Below are 20,187 nucleotides of genomic sequence, written 5' to 3'. Positions count from 1 at the left end.
GGCTCAGCGGCGGGGCCCGAGCAGCCCCATCTGCTCCACCGCCGCCCGCTCCTCCTCGAGCTCCCGGACGGAGCGGTCGATGCGGGCGCGGGAGAACTCGTCCAGCTCGAGGTCCGGCACGATCGCGGCCCGGCCGTCCCGGCAGACCACCGGGAACGAGCTGACGAGTCCCTCCGGCACGCCGTAGGAGCCGTCGGACGCGACCGCCATGGACGTCCACGTGCCCTCGGGGGTGCCCAGGACCCAGTCGCGGACGTGGCACAGGGCCGCGTGGGCCGCCGAGGCCACCGAGGACCCGCCGCGCACGTCGATGATCTCCGCGCCGCGGCGCGCCACCCGGGGGATGAAGGTGTCGTCCACCCAGGCGAGGTCGTGGCCTCCCCCGGCCAGCACCTCGAGCGCCGGCCGGCCCCCGACCGTGGCGTGGGTCAGGTCCGGGTACTGGCTCGCCGAGTGGTTGCCCCACACGGCCACGCCGTCGATCTCGTCGACGCGGGCCCCGGTGGCCGCGGCGAGCTGGGCCAGCGCGCGGTGGTGGTCGAGCCGGGTGAGGGCGGTGAAGCGCTCGCGCGGGACGTCCGGGGCGTGCGAGGCGGCGATGTAGGCGTTGGTGTTGGCGGGGTTGCCGACCACCACGGCCCGGAAGTCCTCGGCGGCGCCGCGGTTGACGGCCCGCCCCTGGACCGAGAAGATCCCGGCGTTGGCCTCGAGCAGGTCGGCCCGCTCCATGCCCTGGGACCGGGGGCGGGCCCCGATGAGCAGCCCCACCGAGGCGCCGTCGAACGCGGCGTCCGCGTCCTCGAAGACCTCCACGCCGTCGAGCAGCGGGAACGCCCCGTCCTGCAGCTCCAGGGCGGTGCCCTCCGCGGCCCGCCGCGCCTGCGGGAGCTCGAGCAGGTGCAGGCGGACGGGGGTGCCGGGGCCGAGGAGGTCGCCCGCCGCGGCCCGGAAGACGGTGGCGTAGCCGATCTGGCCCGCGGCACCGGTCACGGTGACGGTGACCGGCCGGGGCCGGCCGGGTGCGGGGGACGGGGTGTGCGGGCCGGTGGCGGTCATGCGGGGTCCTTCCTCGGGGACGGTCGCTCGTCCCTGCCCAGCGTAGCGGCCGCACCAGGGCACCGGCCCTCGGTGCGCCCGCCGTCCCGCGCGCTCAGGCGTCGATGCGCTCCTGGTCCAGGTGCGTGGCGCCCTCGATGATGAAGTCCTTGCGCGGGGCCACCTCGGAGCCCATGAGCAGGGAGAAGGCGTGCTCGGCGGCCTCGGCGTCCTCCACCCGGATCCGGCGCAGCATCCGGTGCCGGACGTCCATGGTCGTCTCCGCGAGCTGGTCCGCGTCCATCTCGCCCAGGCCCTTGTAGCGCTGGATGGGCTCCTTGTACCGCCGCCCCTCCGCCTCGAGCCGGGCGAGCAGGTCCGTGAGCTCGCGCTCGGAGTACGTGTAGACCATCTCGTTGGCCTTGCCGCCGGCGTTGACGATCTCCACCCGGTGCAGCGGGGGCACCGCCGCGTAGACCCGCCCGGCCTCCACGAGCGGGCGCATGTAGCGGTAGAACAGCGTGAGCAGCAGGGTGCGGATGTGCGCGCCGTCGACGTCGGCGTCCGTCATCATGATGACCTTGCCGTAGCGGGCGGCGGTGAGGTCGAAGGTGCGCCCCGAGCCGGCGCCGATGACCTGGATGAGCGCGGCGCACTCCGTGTTGGCGAGCATGTCCGTGATGGACGCCTTCTGCACGTTGAGGATCTTGCCGCGGATCGGCAGCAGCGCCTGGTAGTTGGAGGACCGGGCCAGCCGCGCCGTGCCGAGCGCGGAGTCGCCCTCCACGATGAACAGCTCGGAGCGCTCCACGTCGTTCGAGCGGCACTCGACGAGCTTGGCCGGCATCGAGGAGGTCTCCAGGGCGTTCTTGCGCCGCTGGGTCTCCTTGTGCACCCGCGCGGAGATGCGGGACTTCATCTCCGCCACGACCTTCTCGAGCAGCTGCCCGGCCTGCTGCTTGTCGTGGCGGCCGGTGGCCGTGAGCTTGGCGGTCAGCTCCTTCTCGATCACCCGGCTCACGATCTGGCGCACGGCCGGGGTGCCCAGGACCTCCTTGGTCTGGCCCTCGAACTGCGGCTCCGCCAGCCGCACCGTGAGCACGGCCGTGAGCCCGGCCAGGACGTCGTCCTTCTCGATCTTGTCGCTGCCGGCCTTGAGCTTGCGGGCGTTGGCCTCGATCTGCTTCCGGAACGTCTTCAGCAGGGCCGCCTCGAAGCCGGCCTGGTGGGTGCCGCCCTTGGGGGTCGCGATGATGTTCACGAACGAGCGCAGGGACGTGTCGTAGCCGATGCCCCAGCGCAGGGCGACGTCGACCTCGCACGTGCGGTCCAGCTCCGTGAGCTTGGAGCGGCCGTTCTCGTCCAGGACCGGGACGTTCTCCTTGAACCGGCCCTCGCCCTGGAACCGCCACACGTCGGTGACCGAGCTGTCGGCGGCGAGGTACTCCACGAACTCGGAGATCCCGCCGTCGTGCTGGAACACCTCCTCGTGGGTCCCGAACTCCCCCGGTGTGCCGGGCAGGCCCCGCTGGTCGCGCACGGTGATGCGCAGCCCGGGGATCAGGAACGAGGTCTGGCGGGCCCGCTTGGCGAGCTCCTCGTAGCTGAACCGGGCGTCCGCCGTGAAGATCTGCTCGTCCGCCCAGTACCGGATCCGGGTGCCGGTGACGCCCCGCTTGGCCTTGCCGACGACGTCGAGCACCGACCCCTCCACGAACGGCTCGAACCGGGCGTGCGGGGAGGGCCGGCCCTGGTCCACGAAGCGGCCGGGCTCGCCGTGCCGGAAGGACATCTGGTAGGTCTTCCCGCCGCGGTCCACCTGGACGTCCAGGCGGGCGGAGAGCGCGTTGACCACCGAGGCGCCCACGCCGTGCAGGCCGCCGGAGGCGCTGTAGGAGCCGCCGCCGAACTTCCCGCCCGCGTGCAGCTTGGTGAAGACGACCTCCACGCCGGTCAGCCCGGTGCGCGGCTCGAGGTCGATGGGGATGCCGCGGCCGTCGTCGTGGACCTCCACGGCGCCGTCGGCGTGCAGGACCACCGTGATCTGGTGGCCGAAGCCGGCGAGGGCCTCGTCCACGGAGTTGTCGATGATCTCCCACATGCAGTGCATCAGCCCGCGGGAGTCGGTGGAGCCGATGTACATGCCCGGCCGCTTCCGGACGGCCTCGAGGCCCTCGAGGACGGAGAGGTGGCGGGCGTTGTACTCGGAACGGGACGGTGTCACGGGGATACGACTCCTGGGGGACGGCGGGATTCCCCACCACTGTAGTCCCGGCGGCGGACACCGCAGGCCCGGGCGCGGGTCACGCGGACGCGACCCCGGCCGGCACCGTGACCTACGCCCGGGGCGAAAAACGGCCTCCGCCGGAATCGATTGTCCGAGGGTCGTGGTTGTATAGAGCAGTACCCCGACGCGTCCACGAGACCCCGGGTACCCGCACCGGCGGCCCCGTGCCCCGTGCAACGAGTACGACCCAGGAGGAGGATCCCGTGAACGCAACATTGGAGAGCCGAGAGCTCAATGCGACCGACCGCTGCGACGCGTGCGGCGCCCAGGCCTACGTCCGAGTGATCCTCGAGTCGACGGGCGGTGAGCTGCTGTTCTGCGCTCACCACGCGCGCAAGAACGAGCAGAAGCTGCGGCCGCTGGCCGCCACCTGGCAGGACGAGACCGAGCGCATCGGTTCCTGACCGGGCGACCGCCCAGGGCGGTCGACGCAGGAGGGCCCCGACACCTGGTGTCGGGGCCCTCCTGCGTGTCCGGTCCTCGCCCCGGTCACCGGAGCGGTGCGCGGGTCCCGGACGTGGTCGCCCCGCGCCCGGAGGATCTCCGGGCGCGGGGACGGCCTGTCAGTCGAGGTAGTCGCGCAGCACCTGCGAGCGGGACGGGTGGCGCAGCTTGGACATCGTCTTGGACTCTATCTGCCGGATGCGCTCACGCGTCACGCCGTAGACCTTGCCGATCTCGTCGAGCGTCTTGGGCTGGCCGTCGGTCAGGCCGAAGCGCATCGCCACGACCCCCGCCTCCCGCTCGGAGAGGGTGTCCAGGACCGAGTGCAGCTGCTCCTGCAGGAGCGTGAAGCTCACGGCGTCCGCGGGGACCACGGCCTCGGAGTCCTCGATGAGGTCGCCGAACTCCGAGTCGCCGTCCTCCCCCAGCGGGGTGTGCAGCGAGATCGGCTCACGGCCGTACTTCTGCACCTCGACGACCTTCTCGGGCGTCATGTCGAGCTCGTTCGCCAGCTCCTCCGGGGTCGGCTCCCTGCCGAGGTCCTGCAGCATCTGGCGCTGGACGCGGGCGAGCTTGTTGATGACCTCGACCATGTGCACCGGGATGCGGATGGTGCGGGCCTGGTCGGCCATGGCACGGGTGATGGCCTGGCGGATCCACCAGGTGGCGTACGTGGAGAACTTGAAGCCCTTGGTGTAGTCGAACTTCTCGACCGCGCGGATCAGTCCGAGGTTGCCCTCCTGGATGAGGTCCAGGAACAGCATGCCGCGACCGGTGTAGCGCTTCGCGAGCGAGACGACCAGGCGCAGGTTGGCCTCGAGCAGGTGGTTCTTGGCGCGCTTGCCGTCGTGGATGACCCAGCGCAGCTCCTTGCGGGTCTGCGGGTCGAGGCTGTCCTTCCCGTCCGCGAGCTTGTGCTCCGCGTACAGGCCGGCCTCGATCCGCAGCGCCAGGTCCACCTCCTGCTCGGCGTTCAGCAGCGCGACCTTGCCGATCTGCTTGAGGTAGTCCTTGACCGGGTCGGCGGTGGCGCCGGCGGAGACGACCTGCTGGGCCGGGGCGTCGTCGTCGTCGTTGTTGGTGATGACGAAGCCGGAGGTCTTCTCGTCCTTGGGCGCTGGGACGGCCGGCGCGTCCTCGGGCGCGGCCTCCTCCTCCGCGTCGGCGTCCTCGTCCACGTCGGGCTCGATCACCCCGGCCTCGTCGGTCAGGGCGGTCTCGATGTCGGCGTCGTCGGTGACGACGACGTCCTCCTCGGGCTCCCCGGCGACGGCCAGGGCGTCCTTGTCCGCCGGGGCCGCGGCTTTCTTGCGGCCCGCGGCCTTCGGTGCGGCCGGGGGCTTGCTCGCGGCGGTCCTGGTCGCGGTCGACCGGCCGGCGGTGGACTTCGTCGAGGCGGCCGCGGTGGCGCTCTTGGGAGCGGTGGACTTCGCGGCGGTGGACTTCGCCGCCGTGGTCTTCTTCGCGGCCACGGTCTTCTTGGTCGCGGTCGACTTCGCAGCGGCGGTCTTCGCCCGCGGCGACGTGCCCGTGGTGCCGGACGGCGACCGAGCGTCCCCGGTGCCCGGGGTCTCGGCGGCGGTGTCCGTCGTCTTGTTGCTGGCGGCAGGTGACACTGAGAGCCTTTCGTTGAGCGGTCACGGCGTCCGCCCTCGGGGCAACACGCCTATGACCCTGTCAAGTCCGTGCGCCGGGCAGTGTCCGGCGCGGCGGGCTTGAAGGGTCCTGACAGCCGGAACCACCCGTGGGCGGGATTTGTTCCCGCTCGACCGGACGGACCCGAAAAAGCTCGTCGCGCGGGGCTCAGGAGTGCCAGGCGGTGGCACGGTCCCGGGCCCAGAGCGGCACGGGCCGGGCGTCGGCGAGGCGGAGCACGCGCAGCGCGGGCGGGTGTCCGGGGAGCAGCGCCGTGGCCCGGCGCACGAAGTGCGCGGTGTGGGAGCCGCGCGCCCGGAACCGGTTGAGCTGCGCGAGCTCGACCAGCACGCCCGCGAGCACGGCCCGGCCCCGCGCCTCGTCGTCCGTCCGCGCCGCGTCGCCCGTCCCCGCGGAGTCCTCGGCCGCTCCGCCGGCCGCCCCCGCACCGGGCTCCGGTCCGGGCCCCGGTCCCAGCCCCGTGGGCTCCAGGAGCCAGCCGAGCACCTGGAGCACCCGGTAGAGGGTGTCGAGCAGCGACCAGTGCGGGGTCTCCGCCCACTCGCCGGAGAGCACGCGGGAGAGCCGGACCAGCTCCCCCGCGTCCGGCACGGGCACCCGGGCGGCGGCCGGGCCGGACGTGGTGCCGCCGCGACCGGCCGCCGGTCGGCGGGGCACCGGCGGGACGCCCGGAGGGAGGGGCGCCCGGGTCGGTCCGATCGGAACGCCCGGGGCGTCGGGTCCGTCCACCCGGTCGTCGACGTCGTCGCACAGCTCGGCCCACATCGCGGCGGCCGCGAGGACGCCGTCGAGGTCGTCCGTGGCGCAGGCGGCCAGGAGCAGGTCTGCGAGCACGGGGTCGGCCAGGCTCGCGGCCAGGAAGCCGAGCAGGTCGTCGTCGTGGTCCAGCACCGCGGGCACCGCATCCCCCGGCGCGCCCCGGACCGTGGCGAGCACGTCGGTCCAGACGGACAGTGCGGGCCCGAGGCGGTCCAGGTGGTGCCATACGTCCGCACCGGCCCGTGCCCAGCGGACCGCGGCCTGCCCGGCGGCACGGGCGGTGCCGGCGGGCAGCGCCCCGTACTCCTGGTCCATGGCGAGCCGCGGGGCCGCCGCGTAGGAGCTGCCCGAGGCCACGAGCGCGGCGTTGACGGCGCTGTCCTCGATGTCCGCGACGTCCTGGACGTCGGCCGGGTCCTCGGCCGGCCACCAGCGGTCGCCGGCCACGATCCAGCGCGCCGCCACCGCCCGCCCCGCGCGTCGGGCGGCCTCGTCCACGACGGCGAGCACACCGTCCACCGCGGCGGGTGGCGCCGCGGCCCCGGACGGGTCCCCGGGCGGCGGCGACGTGTACACGATGACGAAGACCCGGTCGCTCAGGGTGTCGTGGGCGACGAGGTCGGCGAGCTCGGCGACGAAGGCCTCCCCGAGGCGTTCGTCGGACGGGCCGGCCGGGAGGTCGACGCGCACGCACGCCCCTGCCGTCCCGCCGCCGGCGGCGAACAGGACGAGGGAGTCGGCGGGCCAGTAGCCGAGCGTGTGCGGCACGACGGCGAGCAGGTCGGCCGCGCACCGGACGACGGGGACGAAGGGGTCTCGGATGGGGTGCTGTCTCATGCGCCCAGCCTGGGCACCGGCCGGTACAGGGGCACGCGCCGGGGCGCGGTCTGTGGACGGCCGGCGGGTCGGGGGCCCGGCGCCCGGCGCGGTGCAGTGCCGACGGGACCGGCCGGCCGGTCAGGCGGCGTCGTGCCCGTGCTGCCGGCGCACCCGCCGGACGGTGGCCAGCACGCCCGCGGCGCCCGCCGCAGCGACCAGGAACTGCGCCGCGATCGCGACCCGGAACGCGTCGGGAGCGTACAGCTCGTCGCGGAAGCCCGCGGCGTGGAGCACGTCGAGCACGAAACCGGTGACGAAGATGGCCAGCACCGAGGCCGTGAAGCCACCGACGTTGACGATGCCCGTGGCGGTGCCCGAGCGGCGGGCCGGGTTGAAGCTGCGGGTGATGTCGAAGGCGATCATGGAGGCCGGCATGCTGATCGCGATGACGCACACGGCGGCCAGCACCACCGGGACGGGGGCCGTCCCGGGCCAGATCAGCAGGACCGTCCACGCCGCGAAGATCATGGCGGTCACCCCCAGCGACAGCCGCACCCGGCGGTGCGGGTGGCGGGCGGAGAGCCCGCCGAGGCCGAGGGCCACGGCCAGGTTGGTCACCACGAAGGAGGTCATCACCAGGGAGATCGTGGTGTCCGACAGGTCCTGGGCGTACTCGAGATAGGGGTAGCCCCACATCAGCACGAACGTGTTGCCCGCGAACTGGGTGGTGAAGTGCACCCAGAAGCCGAGCCGGGTGCCGGGCTCGGCCACGCTCTCCCGGAGCACCCGGCCGGTCCGCCGCAGGCCCAGCGCCGGGTTCAGGACCTCCACCCCGGGGGGCGCGTTGCGCAGCAGGGTCGCGGCGAGCACGGCGGCGAGCAGCGCGAGGGAGGCCAGCGCCGCGAAGGACGGGAACCACCCGGTGAGCTCGAGCAGCCACGCGAACGGGATGACGGACACCAGCTGGCCGAGGTTGCCGACCACGCCCAGGAACTGGGTCAGTGGCGGCACGCGCAGCGCGGAGAACCAGGCGGGGATCAGGCGCATCACGCACACGAAGGTGGTCGCGTCGCCCGCGCCCACGAGCACGCGGGCGGCCACGCCCTCGCCGACCGTGTCGGCCAGGGCCAGCTGGACCTGCCCGGCCGTCATGAGCAGCGCCCCGGCGGCGACCATGACGCGGGAGCCGAAGCGGTCCACGAGCACGCCGACGGGGATCTGCAGCGCCGCGTAGACGAGGACCTGCATGAGCGAGAACATCGACAGCGCGGAGGCCGCGGTGCCGAAGCGCTCGGCCGCGTCGACCGACGCCACGCCGAAGCTGGTGCGCTGCGCCACGGCGCTGAAGTAGGCGAAGGTGCCGACCGCGAAGACCAGGTAGGCGCGGCGGGAGTCCTTGCCGGGCTCGTGGGCCCGGTACCGGTCGGACGGCATGCACTTCGCTCTCGGGGGGACGGGACCGGGCCGGGACCCGGGACGGCGGGACCGCCCCGGACGGCGCCGGACCGCCCCGCGCGCCGGCCGGGCTCAGTCCTGGTCGTCCTCCTGGGCGGCGAGGAAGGCCTCGGCCGCGGCGCCGATCTCGTCGGCGTCGGGGAGCTCGGACTCGTCCCCCACCAGCAGGGAGCGCGGGACCGAGGCGTCGACGACGTCATCGTAGCGCTGTTCCAGTCCTGCCACGACCGCCTGTACCTCGGGCGAGGCGCCGACCTGCTGGTCGATCTGGCGCTCGATCTCGCGGGCCGCCTCGCGCAGCTCGTCCGAGGGCAGGGTCAGAGAGGTCACGGCGCTGATGTGCTCGAGGGCGGCCACGGCGGCGTGCGGCAGGTGCGCCTCGGCCAGGTACTGCGGGACGTGCACGGTGAAGCCGATGTTGTCGATCCCCGCCTCGCCCAGCCGGATCTCGAGGAGCTGCGCGGCCGACGAGCTCATCTCCACGACCGGCTTCCACGCGTGCTCGGCGGGCAGCAGGTCGGCCCGGTTGCCGTGCACCGAGACGATGAACGGACGGGTGTGCGGGACGGGCATGGGGATTCCCGAGACGATGGCCACGAGGGACACGTCCATCCGCCGGGCCAGGCCCACGACGGCCTCGGTGAACCGGTTCCACTGCAGATCCGGCTCGGGGCCCGTCAGCAGCGCGAAGCTGCGCCCCAGACCGTCCGTGACGAGCCGGAGGGACAGCTCGGGGGTCTGGAAGCCCTCGAAGTGGTCCTCCACGAAGCTCACGTGCGGGCGGCGGGCCCGGTAGTCGTAGAGCTGGTCCAGGTCGAAACGGGCCACGACCTCGTGCGGGAGGGCCTCGGTGATGGTGTGCTCGATCTGCACGGCCACGTGCCCCGCCTCCGCGTAGCCGGACAGGGCGACGATCAGCGGCAGTCCGCGAACCCGGGCGTCCTCGAGCAGAGCGGGGTTGCTCAGGTACAGCGAGGTGGGGTCCAGCACAGCTCTTCCTCCTGGGGTGGGTCGGTTCCGGGCGTCCGTGGGGAGACCGGTGGGAGCACGCCTGCGACGGCGGGCCCGGATCATGTCAACCGTCCGCGGGCACCGCGTTATTCCCCGCCGATCCCGCGGGGCCCGCCCCGTGCGTCCGGGCCCCGGCGGCGCGCCGGCCGAGGATAGGATCGACAGCACGCCTGCTGGACCGGTCCGGTCCGCCGACCGCGGACCGGACCGGCCCCGCCGGTCCAGACCTCAGCGAAAGGACGATCCATGCCCGACGTACAGGACCTGCTCGAACCCCGTGGCATCGAGCTCACCGCCACGCACAAGGCCCTGGGCCGGACGCCGGCCCACGCGCTCGTGCTCGGGGTGGCGAAGGGACAGGACGGCGACGGCTCGGGCCGTGTCCTGCTCCCCGCCGGTGAGCAGCGACGGCTCGCCCCCGTGGTGGAGGCCGCGGCGGCGCTGCGCGTGAAGGGTGCCGCCGACGAGGTGACCGTGGTGCCGGCCCCGTCCGGGCTGCCGTTCACCGTGGTGGTCCTCACCGGGGTCGGCGCCCTGCCCGCCGGGACCGCGGAGCGCGCCGAGGTGCTGCGCCGGGCCGTGGGCGCCGCCGTGCGGCGGCTCGCCGGCACCGACTCCGCGGTGCTCGCCCTGCCCGTGGACTCCGAGCAGGACGCCGCGGCGGTCGCCGAGGGCGCCGCCCTCGGCGCCTTCGCCTTCGCCCACCAGCGCGCGGCGACCGCCGGTGCCGTGCAGGACCCGCTGGCCTCCGCCGTCGTGCACGCCCCGGGCGTGGCGCGCGCCGCGCTGGGCCGGTGCCTCGACCGCGCCGCCGCCCTGGGCCGCGGCGTCCGCGCGGCCCGCACCCTCGTGGACCTCTCCCCCAACGTCATGTACCCGGAGGCCGTGGCGGACTACGCCCGCCGGGCCGCCAGGGGCACCAAGGTCTCCGTGACCGTGCTCGCCGAGAAGGAGCTCGCCAAGGGCGGCTACGGGGGGCTCCTGGGGGTGGGACAGGGCTCCGTGCACGGCCCGCGCCTCGTCAAGCTGGAGTACGCCCCGGCGCGCGCCGCGAAGCACTACGCCTACGTGGGCAAGGGCATCACCTTCGACTCCGGCGGCCTCTCCCTCAAGCCCCCGGCCTCGATGATGACCATGAAGTCGGACATGGCCGGCGCCGCCGCCGTGCTCGCGACCGTCCTCACCGCCGCCGAGCTGGGCCTGCCCGTGAAGGTCACGGGGTGGCTGTGCCTGGCCGAGAACCTGCCCTCGTCGACCGCCACCCGCCCCGGCGACGTCATCACCATCCGCGGCGGCCGCACCGTCGAGGTGCTCAACACCGACGCCGAGGGGCGCCTGGTGCTGGCCGACGGTCTCGTGGCCGCGTGCGAGGAGGCCCCGGACGCCGTCGTCGACATCGCCACGCTGACCGGCGCGCAGATGGTGGCCCTCGGCGCACGGACGTTCGGGATCATGGGCGACGAGACGGTGCGCACCGCCGTGGCCGAGGCCGCCCGCGCCGCCGGCGAGGACGGCTGGCCCATGCCGCTGCCCGAGCACCTGCGCCCGTCCCTGGACTCCAAGGTCGCCGACCTCAAGAACATCGGGGACAAGAACGGCGGGATGCTCGTCGCCGGGATCTTCCTGCGCGAGTTCGTCGGCGGCACCGACGGGGCACGGGTGCCCTGGGCGCACGTGGACATCGCCGGCCCCTCCTTCAACGAGGGATCGCCCTACGGCTACACCCCGGCGGAGGGCACCGGCGCGGGCGTGCGCACGCTCGTGCGGCTGCTCGAGGACGCGGCCGCCGACCGCGGCTGAGGTCCCGCGACACCCCTGCGCCGGAGGGAGCGCCCGCCTGGTCGCTCCCTCCGGCGTAGGGCTAAGGTATGTACGAAACGAACCCGTCACGGGACGGGTGCGACCCACCCGGAACGACGTCAACGCGCAAGGGAGCCAAACACGTGGCCGACAACGAATTCGACATCCTCGTCCTCGGCGGAGGGAGTGCCGGCTACGCCGCCGCGCTGCGGGCCGTCCAGCTCGGCTTCACCGTGGCGCTGGTGGAGAAGAACAAGCTCGGGGGCACGTGCCTCCACTGGGGGTGCATCCCGACCAAGGCGTACCTGCACTCCGCCGAGCTGGCCGAGGACGCCCGCGAGAGCTCCAAGTACGGCATCCACACCACGCTGGACTCCATCGACATGGCGGCCGTGCGGGAGTACAAGGACAAGATCGTCGCCGGCAAGTTCAAGGGCCTCACGGGTCTGATGAAGATGCGCAAGATCAAGGTCATCGAGGGCGTCGGCAAGCTCACGGGCGAGAACACCGTCGAGGTCGACGGCACCACCTACACCGGCAAGCACATCGTGCTGGCCTCCGGCTCGATCTCCAAGACCCTGGGCGTCGAGATCGGCGGACGGATCATGACCTCCACCGAGGCGCTGGAGATCGACTTCGTGCCCAAGAGCGCCATCGTCCTCGGCGGCGGCGTGATCGGCTGCGAGTTCGCCTCCATGTGGAAGTCCTTCGGCGTGGACGTCACCGTCATCGAGGGCCTCCCCCACCTGGTCGCCAACGAGGACCCCGCGCTCATCAAGATCCTCGAGCGGGAGTTCAAGAAGCGCGGCATCAAGTCCAGCCTCGGGACCTTCTTCGAGAAGGTCGAGCAGGACGACAACGGGGCGAAGGTCACCCTGGCCGACGGCAAGGTCTTCGAGGCCGACATCGTGCTGGTCGCCGTGGGCCGCGGCCCGAACACCGCCGACATGGGCTACGAGGAGCAGGGCATCCCCATGGACCGCGGCTTCGTCACCCCGAACGAGCGCCTGCACACCGGCGTCGGCAACATCTACGCGATCGGCGACATCGTCCCCGGGGTCCAGCTCGCCCACCGCGGCTACCAGCAGGGGCGGTTCGTGGCCGAGGAGATCGCCGGCCTGAACCCCGCCGTCGTCGACGACGTGAACATCCCCAAGGTGACCTTCACCGAGCCGGAGATCGCCTCGGTCGGCTACACCGAGCCGAAGGCGAAGGAGAAGTTCGGCGAGGACAACGTCGAGGTCGCCGAGTACAACCTCGCCGGCAACGGCAAGAGCTCGATCCTGGGCACCGGCGGCATCATCAAGCTGGTGCGCGAGAAGGACGGGCCGATCATCGGCTTCCACGCCATCGGCAAGCGCATCAGCGAGCAGATCGGCGAGGGCCAGCTCATCGTCAACTGGGAGGCCTACCCCGAGGACGTCGCCGCGTTCGTGCACGCGCACCCCACCCAGAACGAGGCCATCGGCGAGGCCGCCATGGCACTCGCGGGCACGCCGCTGCACGGCTGACCGCGTCGAGGCCCCGCCCCTCCCGGGCGGGGCCTCCCCCACTACCCCGGACCCGGGCCCGGCGCCCGGACCGCACCATCGAAGGCACCGAAAGAGAGACGGTCGGACCATGTCAGAAACCGTAAACCTGCCCGCACTGGGCGAATCCGTGACCGAGGGCACCGTGACCCGGTGGCTCAAGCAGGTCGGTGACGAGGTCGCCGTCGACGAGCCCCTGGTCGAGGTCTCCACCGACAAGGTCGACACCGAGATCCCCTCCCCCGTGGCGGGCGTGATCGAGGAGATCCTCGTCGAGGAGGACGAGGACGTCGAGGTCGGCGCGCCGCTGGTCGTCATCGGTGACGGCTCGGGCTCCGGCGGCGGGTCCGGCCAGGACGGTGCCGCCGCGGACACCTCCGCCCAGGAGGCCGAGGACGCCGCGACCGAGGCCGAGACCCCCGAGGCGACCGACGAGGCCGCCGAGCAGAAGTCCTCCGGCCAGGAGTCCTCCGGTCAGGAGCAAGCCCCGCAGGCCGAGGCCCAGCAGACGGGCGAGGGCAGCGAGATCACCCTGCCCGCCCTGGGCGAGTCCGTGACCGAGGGCACCGTGACCCGTTGGCTCAAGCAGGTCGGTGACGAGGTCGCCGTCGACGAGCCGCTGCTGGAGGTCTCCACCGACAAGGTCGACACCGAGGTCCCCTCCCCCGTGGCCGGGACCCTGCTGGAGATCCGGGTGCAGGAGGACGAGGACGCCGAGGTCGGCCAGGTCCTGGCGGTCATCGGCTCCGGCTCCACCCCGTCCGGGGACAAGCCCGCCGAGAAGCCCGCCGCGGACACCTCCGCCCAGGAGGCCGAGGACGCCGCGACCGAGGCCGAGACCCCCGAGGCGACCGACGAGGCCGCCGAGCAGAAGTCCTCCGGCCAGGAGTCCTCCGGTCAGGAGCAGGCCCCGCAGGCCGAGGCCCAGCAGACGGGCGAGGGCAGCGAGATCACCCTGCCCGCCCTGGGCGAGTCCGTGACCGAGGGCACCGTGACCCGGTGGCTCAAGCAGGTCGGTGACGAGGTCGCCGTCGACGAGCCGCTGCTGGAGGTCTCCACCGACAAGGTCGACACCGAGGTCCCCTCCCCCGTGGCCGGGACCCTGCTGGAGATCCGGGTGCAGGAGGACGAGGACGCCGAGGTCGGCCAGGTCCTGGCGGTCATCGGCTCCGGCTCCGCCCCGTCCGGGGACAAGCCCGCCGAGAAGCCCGCCGCGGACACCTCCGCCGAGGAGAAGCCGGCGAAGCAGTCCTCCGCCGGCGGCGAGGGCTACGAGGGTTCCTCCTCCGGGAAGCAGGAGAAGGCGCCGTCCCGCGACGAGGCCATGGTCGAGACCGACGAGCCCGTGCTGGCCGACACCTCCGGGGACGAGCAGCAGGACGCCGCCCAGCGCGACGGCGCCCGCACCGAGAACGCGGAGGCGCCGACGGGCGACAACTCGTCCTACGTGACCCCGCTGGTGCGCAAGCTCGCCAAGAAGGAGGGCGTGGACCTCTCCGCGCTCACCGGCACCGGTGTGGGCGGCCGCATCCGCAAGCAGGACGTGCTCGCCGCCGCCGAGCAGCAGAAGAGCGCGGCCGCACCGGCCGCCGAGGCCCCGGCCGAGACGGCCGCGGCCGCCCCGGCGAAGGAGGCCGCCCCGGCCGCGCCGAAGGCGGACGCCAAGCGCGGGACCACCGAGAAGGCCCCGCGGATCCGGATGACGATCGCCCAGCGCATGCGCGAGTCGCTGCAGGAGGCCGCTCAGCTGACCCAGGTGACCGAGGTCGACATGACCCGGGTGGCCGTGCTGCGCGGCCGGGCGAAGGCGAAGTTCCAGGAGCGGGAGGGCGCCAAGCTCACCTACCTGCCGTTCTTCGCCAAGGCCGTGGCGGAGGCCCTGCAGGCCCACCCGAAGCTCAACGCCACCTTCAAGGAGGCCGAGAAGGAGATCGTCTACAACGGCTCGGAGAACATCGCCATCGCGGTGGACACCCCGAAGGGCCTGCTGGTGCCGGTCATCAAGAACGCCGGCGACCTCAACCTCGGCGGCCTGGCCAAGCAGATCGCGGACCTCGGCTCCCGGGCCAAGGACGGCAACATCACGCCGGACGACCTCACCGGCGGCACCTTCACGATCACGAACCTCGGGTCGTTCGGAGCCCTGTTCGACACCCCGATCATCAACCAGCCGCAGGTCGCGATCCTCGGCACAGGATCGATCGTGAAGCGCCCCATGGTGGTCTCCGACGCCGACGGCAACGACACCATCGCCATCCGCCAGATGTGCTACCTGTCGCTGACCTACGACCACCGCCTGGTCGACGGCGCGGACGCCGGCCGCTTCCTCCAGGCGCTCAAGGCGCGCCTGGAGGAGGGCCGCTTCGAGTCCGAGGTCGGCCTCTGACCGGCCCCGTGCCGGTCCACGGCCCCCGCTGAGCACCTGCGGAGAGCCGGCGGACGCCGAGAGGGCGTGTTCCTGGTCACAGGGGCACGCCCTCTCGGCGTCCGCCGGCGGCGCTCCGATAGGCTCGACGGCATGACCTTCCTGACCGGACTCCTCGTCTTCCTGCACCTCGTCGGCGCCGCGATCATCGTGGGCACCTGGATCTACACCATGAAGCGACCGACGGTGTCCCCCGGCCAGTTCCACGCCTCGCTGCTGAGCCTGGTGACCGGTCTCCTGCTCGTGGCGGTCCACGAAATGGGCGAGGCCGACGTCAACCACGCCAAGGTCGCCGTGAAGCTGCTGGTCGCCCTCGCCGTGGCGGTCGCCGCCTTCGTGGGCCAGCGGAGGACCAGGCGCGGGGAGACGGTCTCGACCGGTCTCGCCCACGCCGTGGGCGGGCTGGCGCTGATCAACATGGCGGTCGCCACCCTCTGGTGAGCCCCGCCCGCCACCGCACCATCGAGGACCGGACCCCCGGCGCTGCCCGTCAGCCCCGGGGGTCCGGCCGTGCCGGTTCCTGTCCGTCCGGCCCCTGCCCGTCCGGCCCCTGCCCGTCCGGCCCCCGTCCGTTCCGCGGCTGCCCGTCCGAGCCGGTTCCCGGCGGGGCCGTCGCCCCCGCCGCAGGTTCCACCTCGGCCAGCCGCCAGCCCTGCTCCCCGTGGACCAGCTCGACGAGGACCGTCTGCACCCACCCGTCCCCGGCCGGCACCACGGACGGGACCGTGCCCGGCCCGCCGCGGTGGCCGTCCACCCGCACCTCGGCCACCAGCACGACCCCGCCCGGCGGCGCGGACCCCGCCGGCCCGTCGCGGACGCTCTCGGCCTCGAGGACGAGGCCGGGAAAACCGCCGTCCGCCCGGGCGATGGTGTCCCGGTCCGCCGCCGCGGCCCGGGCGCCGGGGGCGTACACCTCGTCCAGCAGCCGGGCGTCACCGGTGCGCAGGGCCTCTCCCCGCCGCGCCACCAGCTCTCCCAGCGCCCGCCGGGGGTCCGCGTCCTCGACGGAGTCCTGCGGCGGGTCGACGACGGACCCCGGCGCCACCGGGCCCGACCGCGCCGCAGAGGGGAACCGCGCCGGGGGCGTCGTGGCCGCCGGCGTGTTCGCCGGATCGGCCGCCGGTTCCGGCGACGGGCCGGCCCCGCCCAGGGGGAGCAGGACCGCGCCCCCGGCGGCCAGCAGCAGCGCCGCCCCGACGAGCGCGGCCCGGCGACCGCCGCCCGTCCGGACCGGCTCCGGACGGGCGGCGGCGACCCGCCGCCCGCCGGGGTCCGGCTCCTGGGCCCGCGCGAACCGGTCGGCCAGTTCCGCCGCCGTGGGCCGGGCCGAGACGTCGGGGTCGAGGGCCGCCTCGACCGCCCGCACGAGGCCGGGCGGGGCGCCGGGGCACAGCAGGGACAGGGGCGCCCGCCGCGCCTCCCGGGCCGGGGCCCGCCCGGTGAGCGCCGCCCACCCGAGGGCCCCGAGAGCGCGGACGTCCTCCTCCGGGCTCCCCGCCGCGGTGCCCGCGCGCACCGCGGCGACGTGCCCCGCGCCGTCCGCGGCCGCCGGGCCCGCAGCCGGGCTCTCCGGAGGGGCCACGGTGCCGCGGAACAGGACCTGCCGGGCGGAGAGCTCCCCGTGGCACCGGCCGAGGGCGTGCAGGGCGGCCAGGCCGGTCGCGGCGTCCCGCAGCACCGCGGCGGCCTCGGCGGGCGTCAGCCGGCCGCGCTCGGCCAGCCGGTCGGCGACGGAGCCGCCCCGCAGGAAGTCCTCGACCAGCCCGACCGGTGCCGCCGCCGGGCCCAGCAGGCCGCGCACGGCCACGAGACAGGCCTCGTCCCGGCCTGCCAGGGCGACCGCGAGCGACCGGAGCGCGGCCCTCGACCGGTCGCGCTCCGGTCCGGGCTCCTCCGGGCAGGGCCGCAGGACGAAGTGCTCCCCCGACCGGGCCTCCCGCACCAGCCACGATCGGCCGCCCAGGCGGCGCACCGGCTCCAGGCCGTCCTCCGGCGGGAGCCGCGGAGGCGTGTCCTCGATCCGCGTGCCGGGGAGGGGGCCCGCCCCGTCGTCCCGGACGGCCGCGGCGAGCCGCGTCCGGGCGGAGACTGACGGGGCCCGGGAGGGCTCGTGGTGGCCGCCGTGCGCGGCGGGGCGCTGCTCCATGCCCCCAGCATGCCCGCCCGTCGCCCCGGGCCGTGGGCGCCGTCCACAGCCCCCGTCCGGCGCGCGTTGTCCCCGCCGCGCGATAGGCTGGGGACATGTCCATCTGCTTCGAACGGCTCGGCTTCGACCCGCACCTCGTCGACTACCGCTCGGCGCTCGAGCTGCAGAAGAACGTGCACCGGGAGGTCGTCGCGGGCGAGCGGGACAACACCGTGCTGCTGCTGGAGCACCCCCCGGTCTACACGGCTGGACGGCGCGCCGAGCCCCACGAGTACCCCACCGACGGGACCGAGGTCGTGGAGATCGGACGCGGGGGCAAGCTCACCTACCACGGCCCGGGGATGCTCGTGGGCTATCCCGTCGTCCGGCTGACCACGCCCATCGACGTCGTGCGCTTCGTGCGCCTGCTCGAGGAGATCATCATCGCCGTCGTCGCGGACCTCGGGGTGGAGGCCACCACCGTGGCGGGACGCTCCGGGGCCTGGGTGCTCGCGGACGAGCACGGGCCGGACCGCAAGATCGCCGCCATCGGCGTGCAGGTCTCCAAGCGGGCCACCATGCACGGCTTCGCCCTGAACTGCTCCAACGACCTGCGGCCGTTCGGCAGGATCATCCCCTGCGGCATCACCGATGCCTCCGTCACGAGCCTCTCGCAGGAGACGGGCCGGCTCGTGACCCCGGAGACGGTGGTCGCGCGCGTGGAGCAGGAAATATCCGCCCGCCGGGACGAGTTGTGCGAACAGTTCGTCCCGTCAGGGACCCCGGGTCCGCTGCCCTGGCCCACCGCCGTCAGCTGACCCGCGCCGCCCCCGGGACCGCCGGGACCGTGAGCGCACCACCGTCGACATCTCGACAAGGAGACCGACCATGACCGTTGCCCCCGAGGGCCGCCGCCTGCTGCGCGTCGAGGCGCGCAACGCCGAGACGCCGATCGAGAAGAAGCCGTCCTGGCTGAAGAACACCGCACGGATGGGCCCCGAGTTCCAGGAGCTGAAGTCGCTGGCCCGCGGCAAGGGCCTGCACACCGTGTGCGAGGAGGCGGGCTGTCCCAACATCTACGAGTGCTGGGAGGACCGGGAGGCCACGTTCCTGATCGGCGGATCCAAGTGCACCCGCCGCTGCGACTTCTGCGACATCGCCACCGGCAAGCCGGACCTGCTGGACGTCACCGAGCCCCGCAAGGTGGCCGAGTCCGTCAAGGAGCTGGGCCTGCGCTACGCGACCGTGACGGGCGTGGCCCGTGACGACCTCGACGACGGCGGCGCCTGGCTCTACGCGGAGACGATCCGCGCGATCCACACGCTGAACCCGAACACCGGTGTGGAGATCCTGATCCCCGACTTCCAGGGCAAGCCGGACCGGCTGCAGCAGGTCATCGACGCCGCGCCGGAGGTCTTCGCGCACAACGTCGAGACGGTCCCGCGCATCTTCCGCCAGATCCGGCCCGCGTTCACCTACGAGCGCTCCCTGGACGTCATCACCCAGGGCAAGGACGCCGGGATGATCACCAAGTCCAACCTCATCCTCGGCATGGGCGAGACGAACCAGGAGATCTACGAGGCGCTGTGCGACCTCAACGACGCCGGGTGCGACATCATCACGCTCACCCAGTACCTGCGCCCCTCCCCGCTGTTCCACCCGATCGACCGGTGGGTCAAGCCCGAGGAGTTCGTGGAGCTCTCCGAGATGGCCGAGGAGATCGGCTTCCTGGGCGTCATGGCCGGCCCCATGGTCCGCTCCTCCTACCGCGCCGGCCGGCTGTGGGCCCGCGCCATGGAGAAGTCGGGCCGGGCGATCCCGGAGCACCTGGCGCACATCGAGGACACCGGCAGCGCCTCCCAGGAGGCCTCCTCGCTCGTCCAGCGACTCCGCTGAGGTCCGGCGGGGCGTGGCCCCGCCCACCCGCTAAACTGGAGGACGGACCACGGCCGGGCGCCCTGACGCCCTGACGCCGCGGGTCCCCCGGAACACCGCCACCGCACCACAGGACGAGGTCTCACCGTGTCACCTTCCCACGCCAAGTCGCGCCCCGCGTCGCGATCCACCTCCCCCGGGAAGCCGGCGGGCAAGCCGTCCGGGAAGCTCACCCGGGCGCAGAAGCGCGAGGCGAAGAAGCAGCGGAAGGCGACCAAGGGGCCCGGGTTCCTCGGCCAGATCAAGCAGGTCTTCAAGATGACCCGCGAGGTCGAGCCCAACATCGGCTGGTGGATGCTGCTGATCGGCCTCGGGGTGCTGCTGGTCTTCCTGCTCATCGGCGCGCTCCTCGGCAACTGGATCACCGGGCTGCTCATCGGCCTGCCGTTCGCCCTGCTGGCCGCCTCCTTCTACCTGTCCCGGCGGGCCGAGCGCGCCGCGTTCGCCCGGATCGAGGACCAGCCCGGGGCCGCCGGCGCCGCGCTGTCCGCGCTGCGTCGCGGCTGGATCGTGGAGGACCAGCCGGCCGCCATGGACCCGCGCACCCGCGACCTCATCTTCCGGGCCATCGGCCGGCCCGGGGTGGTCCTCGTGACCGAGGGCCCCGCGGGGCGGGTCGACAAGCTCGTCGCCAAGGAGCGCCGCCGGATCGGCCCCGTGATCCAGAACGTGCCGATCCACGTCATCAAGACCGGCAAGGGCGAGGGGCAGGTCCCGCTGCGGGAGCTGTCCAAGCGGATGAAGAAGCTCGACAAGAAGCTCACCCAGCAGGAGGTGCAGACCGTGCACAAGCGGATCAGCACCCTGGGCAACCGCCTGCCGATCCCCAAGGGCGTGGACCCGATGCGCGCCCGCCCGGACCGCCGGGCCATGCGCGGCCGCTGAGCCGCAGGCCCCGCGACACGCA

15 protein-coding genes are annotated in these 20,187 nt (G+C 73.6%); 8 read left to right on the top strand and 7 right to left on the bottom strand.

Features of this window, described 5'->3' with window-relative positions; all coding sequences use genetic code 11:
• Positions 1–3 precede the first annotated feature (3 nt).
• Positions 4–1,056 carry a malate dehydrogenase gene (locus tag ACZ2G1_RS01365; protein ID WP_017834166.1) on the bottom strand — a complete coding sequence of 351 codons (1,053 nt, stop codon included), beginning with the start codon at positions 1,054–1,056 and terminating at the stop codon, positions 4–6.
• Positions 1,057–1,150: 94 nt separating this feature from the next.
• Positions 1,151–3,259, bottom strand: a complete 2,109-nt coding sequence (locus tag ACZ2G1_RS01360) for a DNA gyrase/topoisomerase IV subunit B (RefSeq protein ID WP_095651741.1) — start codon at positions 3,257–3,259, stop codon at positions 1,151–1,153.
• 266 nt (positions 3,260–3,525) lie between these two features.
• On the opposite strand from ACZ2G1_RS01360, the gene ACZ2G1_RS01355 reads away from it, so the two are divergent.
• Entirely contained in the window at positions 3,526–3,726 is a 201-nt protein-coding gene (locus ACZ2G1_RS01355; RefSeq protein WP_017834164.1) for a DUF7455 domain-containing protein, read from the top strand.
• A gap of 159 nt (positions 3,727–3,885) precedes the next feature.
• Here the strand turns inward: ACZ2G1_RS01355 and ACZ2G1_RS01350 are convergent, their stop codons facing one another.
• From ACZ2G1_RS01350 to ACZ2G1_RS01335, 4 genes are all read right to left on the bottom strand, one after another.
• On the bottom strand, positions 3,886–5,382 hold the full coding sequence (locus ACZ2G1_RS01350) for an RNA polymerase sigma factor (RefSeq protein WP_031283343.1): 1,497 nt from the start codon (positions 5,380–5,382) through the stop codon (positions 3,886–3,888).
• Positions 5,383–5,569: 187 nt separating this feature from the next.
• Positions 5,570–7,018, bottom strand: a complete 1,449-nt coding sequence (locus ACZ2G1_RS01345; protein ID WP_470377362.1) for a DUF4192 family protein — start codon at positions 7,016–7,018, stop codon at positions 5,570–5,572.
• 120 nt (positions 7,019–7,138) lie between these two features.
• Entirely contained in the window at positions 7,139–8,434 is a 1,296-nt protein-coding gene (locus tag ACZ2G1_RS01340; protein ID WP_470377361.1) for an MFS transporter, read from the bottom strand.
• Positions 8,435–8,527: 93 nt separating this feature from the next.
• Complete coding sequence (locus ACZ2G1_RS01335) at positions 8,528–9,445, bottom strand: proteasome assembly chaperone family protein (protein ID WP_017834159.1); 918 nt, start codon at positions 9,443–9,445, stop codon at positions 8,528–8,530.
• A 267-nt stretch (positions 9,446–9,712) separates the two neighbouring features.
• Here ACZ2G1_RS01335 and ACZ2G1_RS01330 point away from each other — a divergent pair, with 267 nt between their 5' ends.
• The 4 genes from ACZ2G1_RS01330 (at position 9,713) to ACZ2G1_RS01315 (ending at position 15,661) form a co-directional block, all read left to right on the top strand.
• Complete coding sequence (locus tag ACZ2G1_RS01330; RefSeq protein WP_470377360.1) at positions 9,713–11,266, top strand: leucyl aminopeptidase; 1,554 nt, start codon at positions 9,713–9,715, stop codon at positions 11,264–11,266.
• Positions 11,267–11,409: 143 nt separating this feature from the next.
• Positions 11,410–12,777 (top strand): dihydrolipoyl dehydrogenase, encoded by a 1,368-nt coding sequence (lpdA, locus tag ACZ2G1_RS01325; protein WP_017834157.1) that lies wholly within the window; start codon positions 11,410–11,412, stop codon positions 12,775–12,777.
• A gap of 109 nt (positions 12,778–12,886) precedes the next feature.
• Positions 12,887–15,181, top strand: coding sequence for a 2-oxoglutarate dehydrogenase, E2 component, dihydrolipoamide succinyltransferase (gene sucB / locus ACZ2G1_RS01320; RefSeq protein WP_470377359.1), 2,295 nt, complete (start codon positions 12,887–12,889; stop codon positions 15,179–15,181).
• A 132-nt stretch (positions 15,182–15,313) separates the two neighbouring features.
• Positions 15,314–15,661 carry a hypothetical protein gene (locus ACZ2G1_RS01315; protein ID WP_035924038.1) on the top strand — a complete coding sequence of 116 codons (348 nt, stop codon included), beginning with the start codon at positions 15,314–15,316 and terminating at the stop codon, positions 15,659–15,661.
• Between the two features lie 49 nt (positions 15,662–15,710).
• Here the strand turns inward: ACZ2G1_RS01315 and ACZ2G1_RS01310 are convergent, their stop codons facing one another.
• Positions 15,711–17,366 carry a serine/threonine-protein kinase gene (locus ACZ2G1_RS01310; RefSeq protein WP_470377358.1) on the bottom strand — a complete coding sequence of 552 codons (1,656 nt, stop codon included), beginning with the start codon at positions 17,364–17,366 and terminating at the stop codon, positions 15,711–15,713.
• Positions 17,367–17,461: 95 nt separating this feature from the next.
• On the opposite strand from ACZ2G1_RS01310, the gene lipB reads away from it, so the two are divergent.
• From lipB to ACZ2G1_RS01295, 3 genes are all read left to right on the top strand, one after another.
• A complete protein-coding gene (gene lipB / locus ACZ2G1_RS01305) occupies positions 17,462–18,163 on the top strand; it encodes a lipoyl(octanoyl) transferase LipB (RefSeq protein WP_035924040.1) in 702 nt (233 codons plus the stop codon).
• A 70-nt stretch (positions 18,164–18,233) separates the two neighbouring features.
• Positions 18,234–19,241, top strand: a complete 1,008-nt coding sequence (lipA, locus tag ACZ2G1_RS01300) for a lipoyl synthase (RefSeq protein ID WP_017834152.1) — start codon at positions 18,234–18,236, stop codon at positions 19,239–19,241.
• Between the two features lie 126 nt (positions 19,242–19,367).
• On the top strand, positions 19,368–20,165 hold the full coding sequence (locus tag ACZ2G1_RS01295; protein WP_470377357.1) for a DUF4191 domain-containing protein: 798 nt from the start codon (positions 19,368–19,370) through the stop codon (positions 20,163–20,165).
• The last annotated feature ends 22 nt before the right edge of the window (positions 20,166–20,187 follow it).

It is taken from the genome of Kocuria sp. KKT182, from assembly GCF_055635395.1.
Note: the sequence above shows the minus strand (reverse complement) of the source record. Positions and strands in the feature narration are given on the sequence as shown.

What these genes read in the sequence shown, in the direction of transcription:
- ACZ2G1_RS01365 (WP_017834166.1), bottom strand. Translation starts at nt 1,056, where the DNA reads ATGACCGCCACCGGCCCGCACACCCCGTCCCCCGCACCCGGCCGGCCC.
- ACZ2G1_RS01345 (WP_470377362.1), bottom strand. Translation starts at nt 7,018, where the DNA reads ATGAGACAGCACCCCATCCGAGACCCCTTCGTCCCCGTCGTCCGGTGC.
- ACZ2G1_RS01340 (WP_470377361.1), bottom strand. Translation starts at nt 8,434, where the DNA reads ATGCCGTCCGACCGGTACCGGGCCCACGAGCCCGGCAAGGACTCCCGC.
- ACZ2G1_RS01330 (WP_470377360.1), top strand. Translation starts at nt 9,713, where the DNA reads ATGCCCGACGTACAGGACCTGCTCGAACCCCGTGGCATCGAGCTCACC.
- sucB (WP_470377359.1), top strand. Translation starts at nt 12,887, where the DNA reads ATGTCAGAAACCGTAAACCTGCCCGCACTGGGCGAATCCGTGACCGAG.
- ACZ2G1_RS01315 (WP_035924038.1), top strand. Translation starts at nt 15,314, where the DNA reads ATGACCTTCCTGACCGGACTCCTCGTCTTCCTGCACCTCGTCGGCGCC.
- ACZ2G1_RS01310 (WP_470377358.1), bottom strand. Translation starts at nt 17,366, where the DNA reads ATGGAGCAGCGCCCCGCCGCGCACGGCGGCCACCACGAGCCCTCCCGG.
- lipB (WP_035924040.1), top strand. Translation starts at nt 17,462, where the DNA reads ATGTCCATCTGCTTCGAACGGCTCGGCTTCGACCCGCACCTCGTCGAC.
- lipA (WP_017834152.1), top strand. Translation starts at nt 18,234, where the DNA reads ATGACCGTTGCCCCCGAGGGCCGCCGCCTGCTGCGCGTCGAGGCGCGC.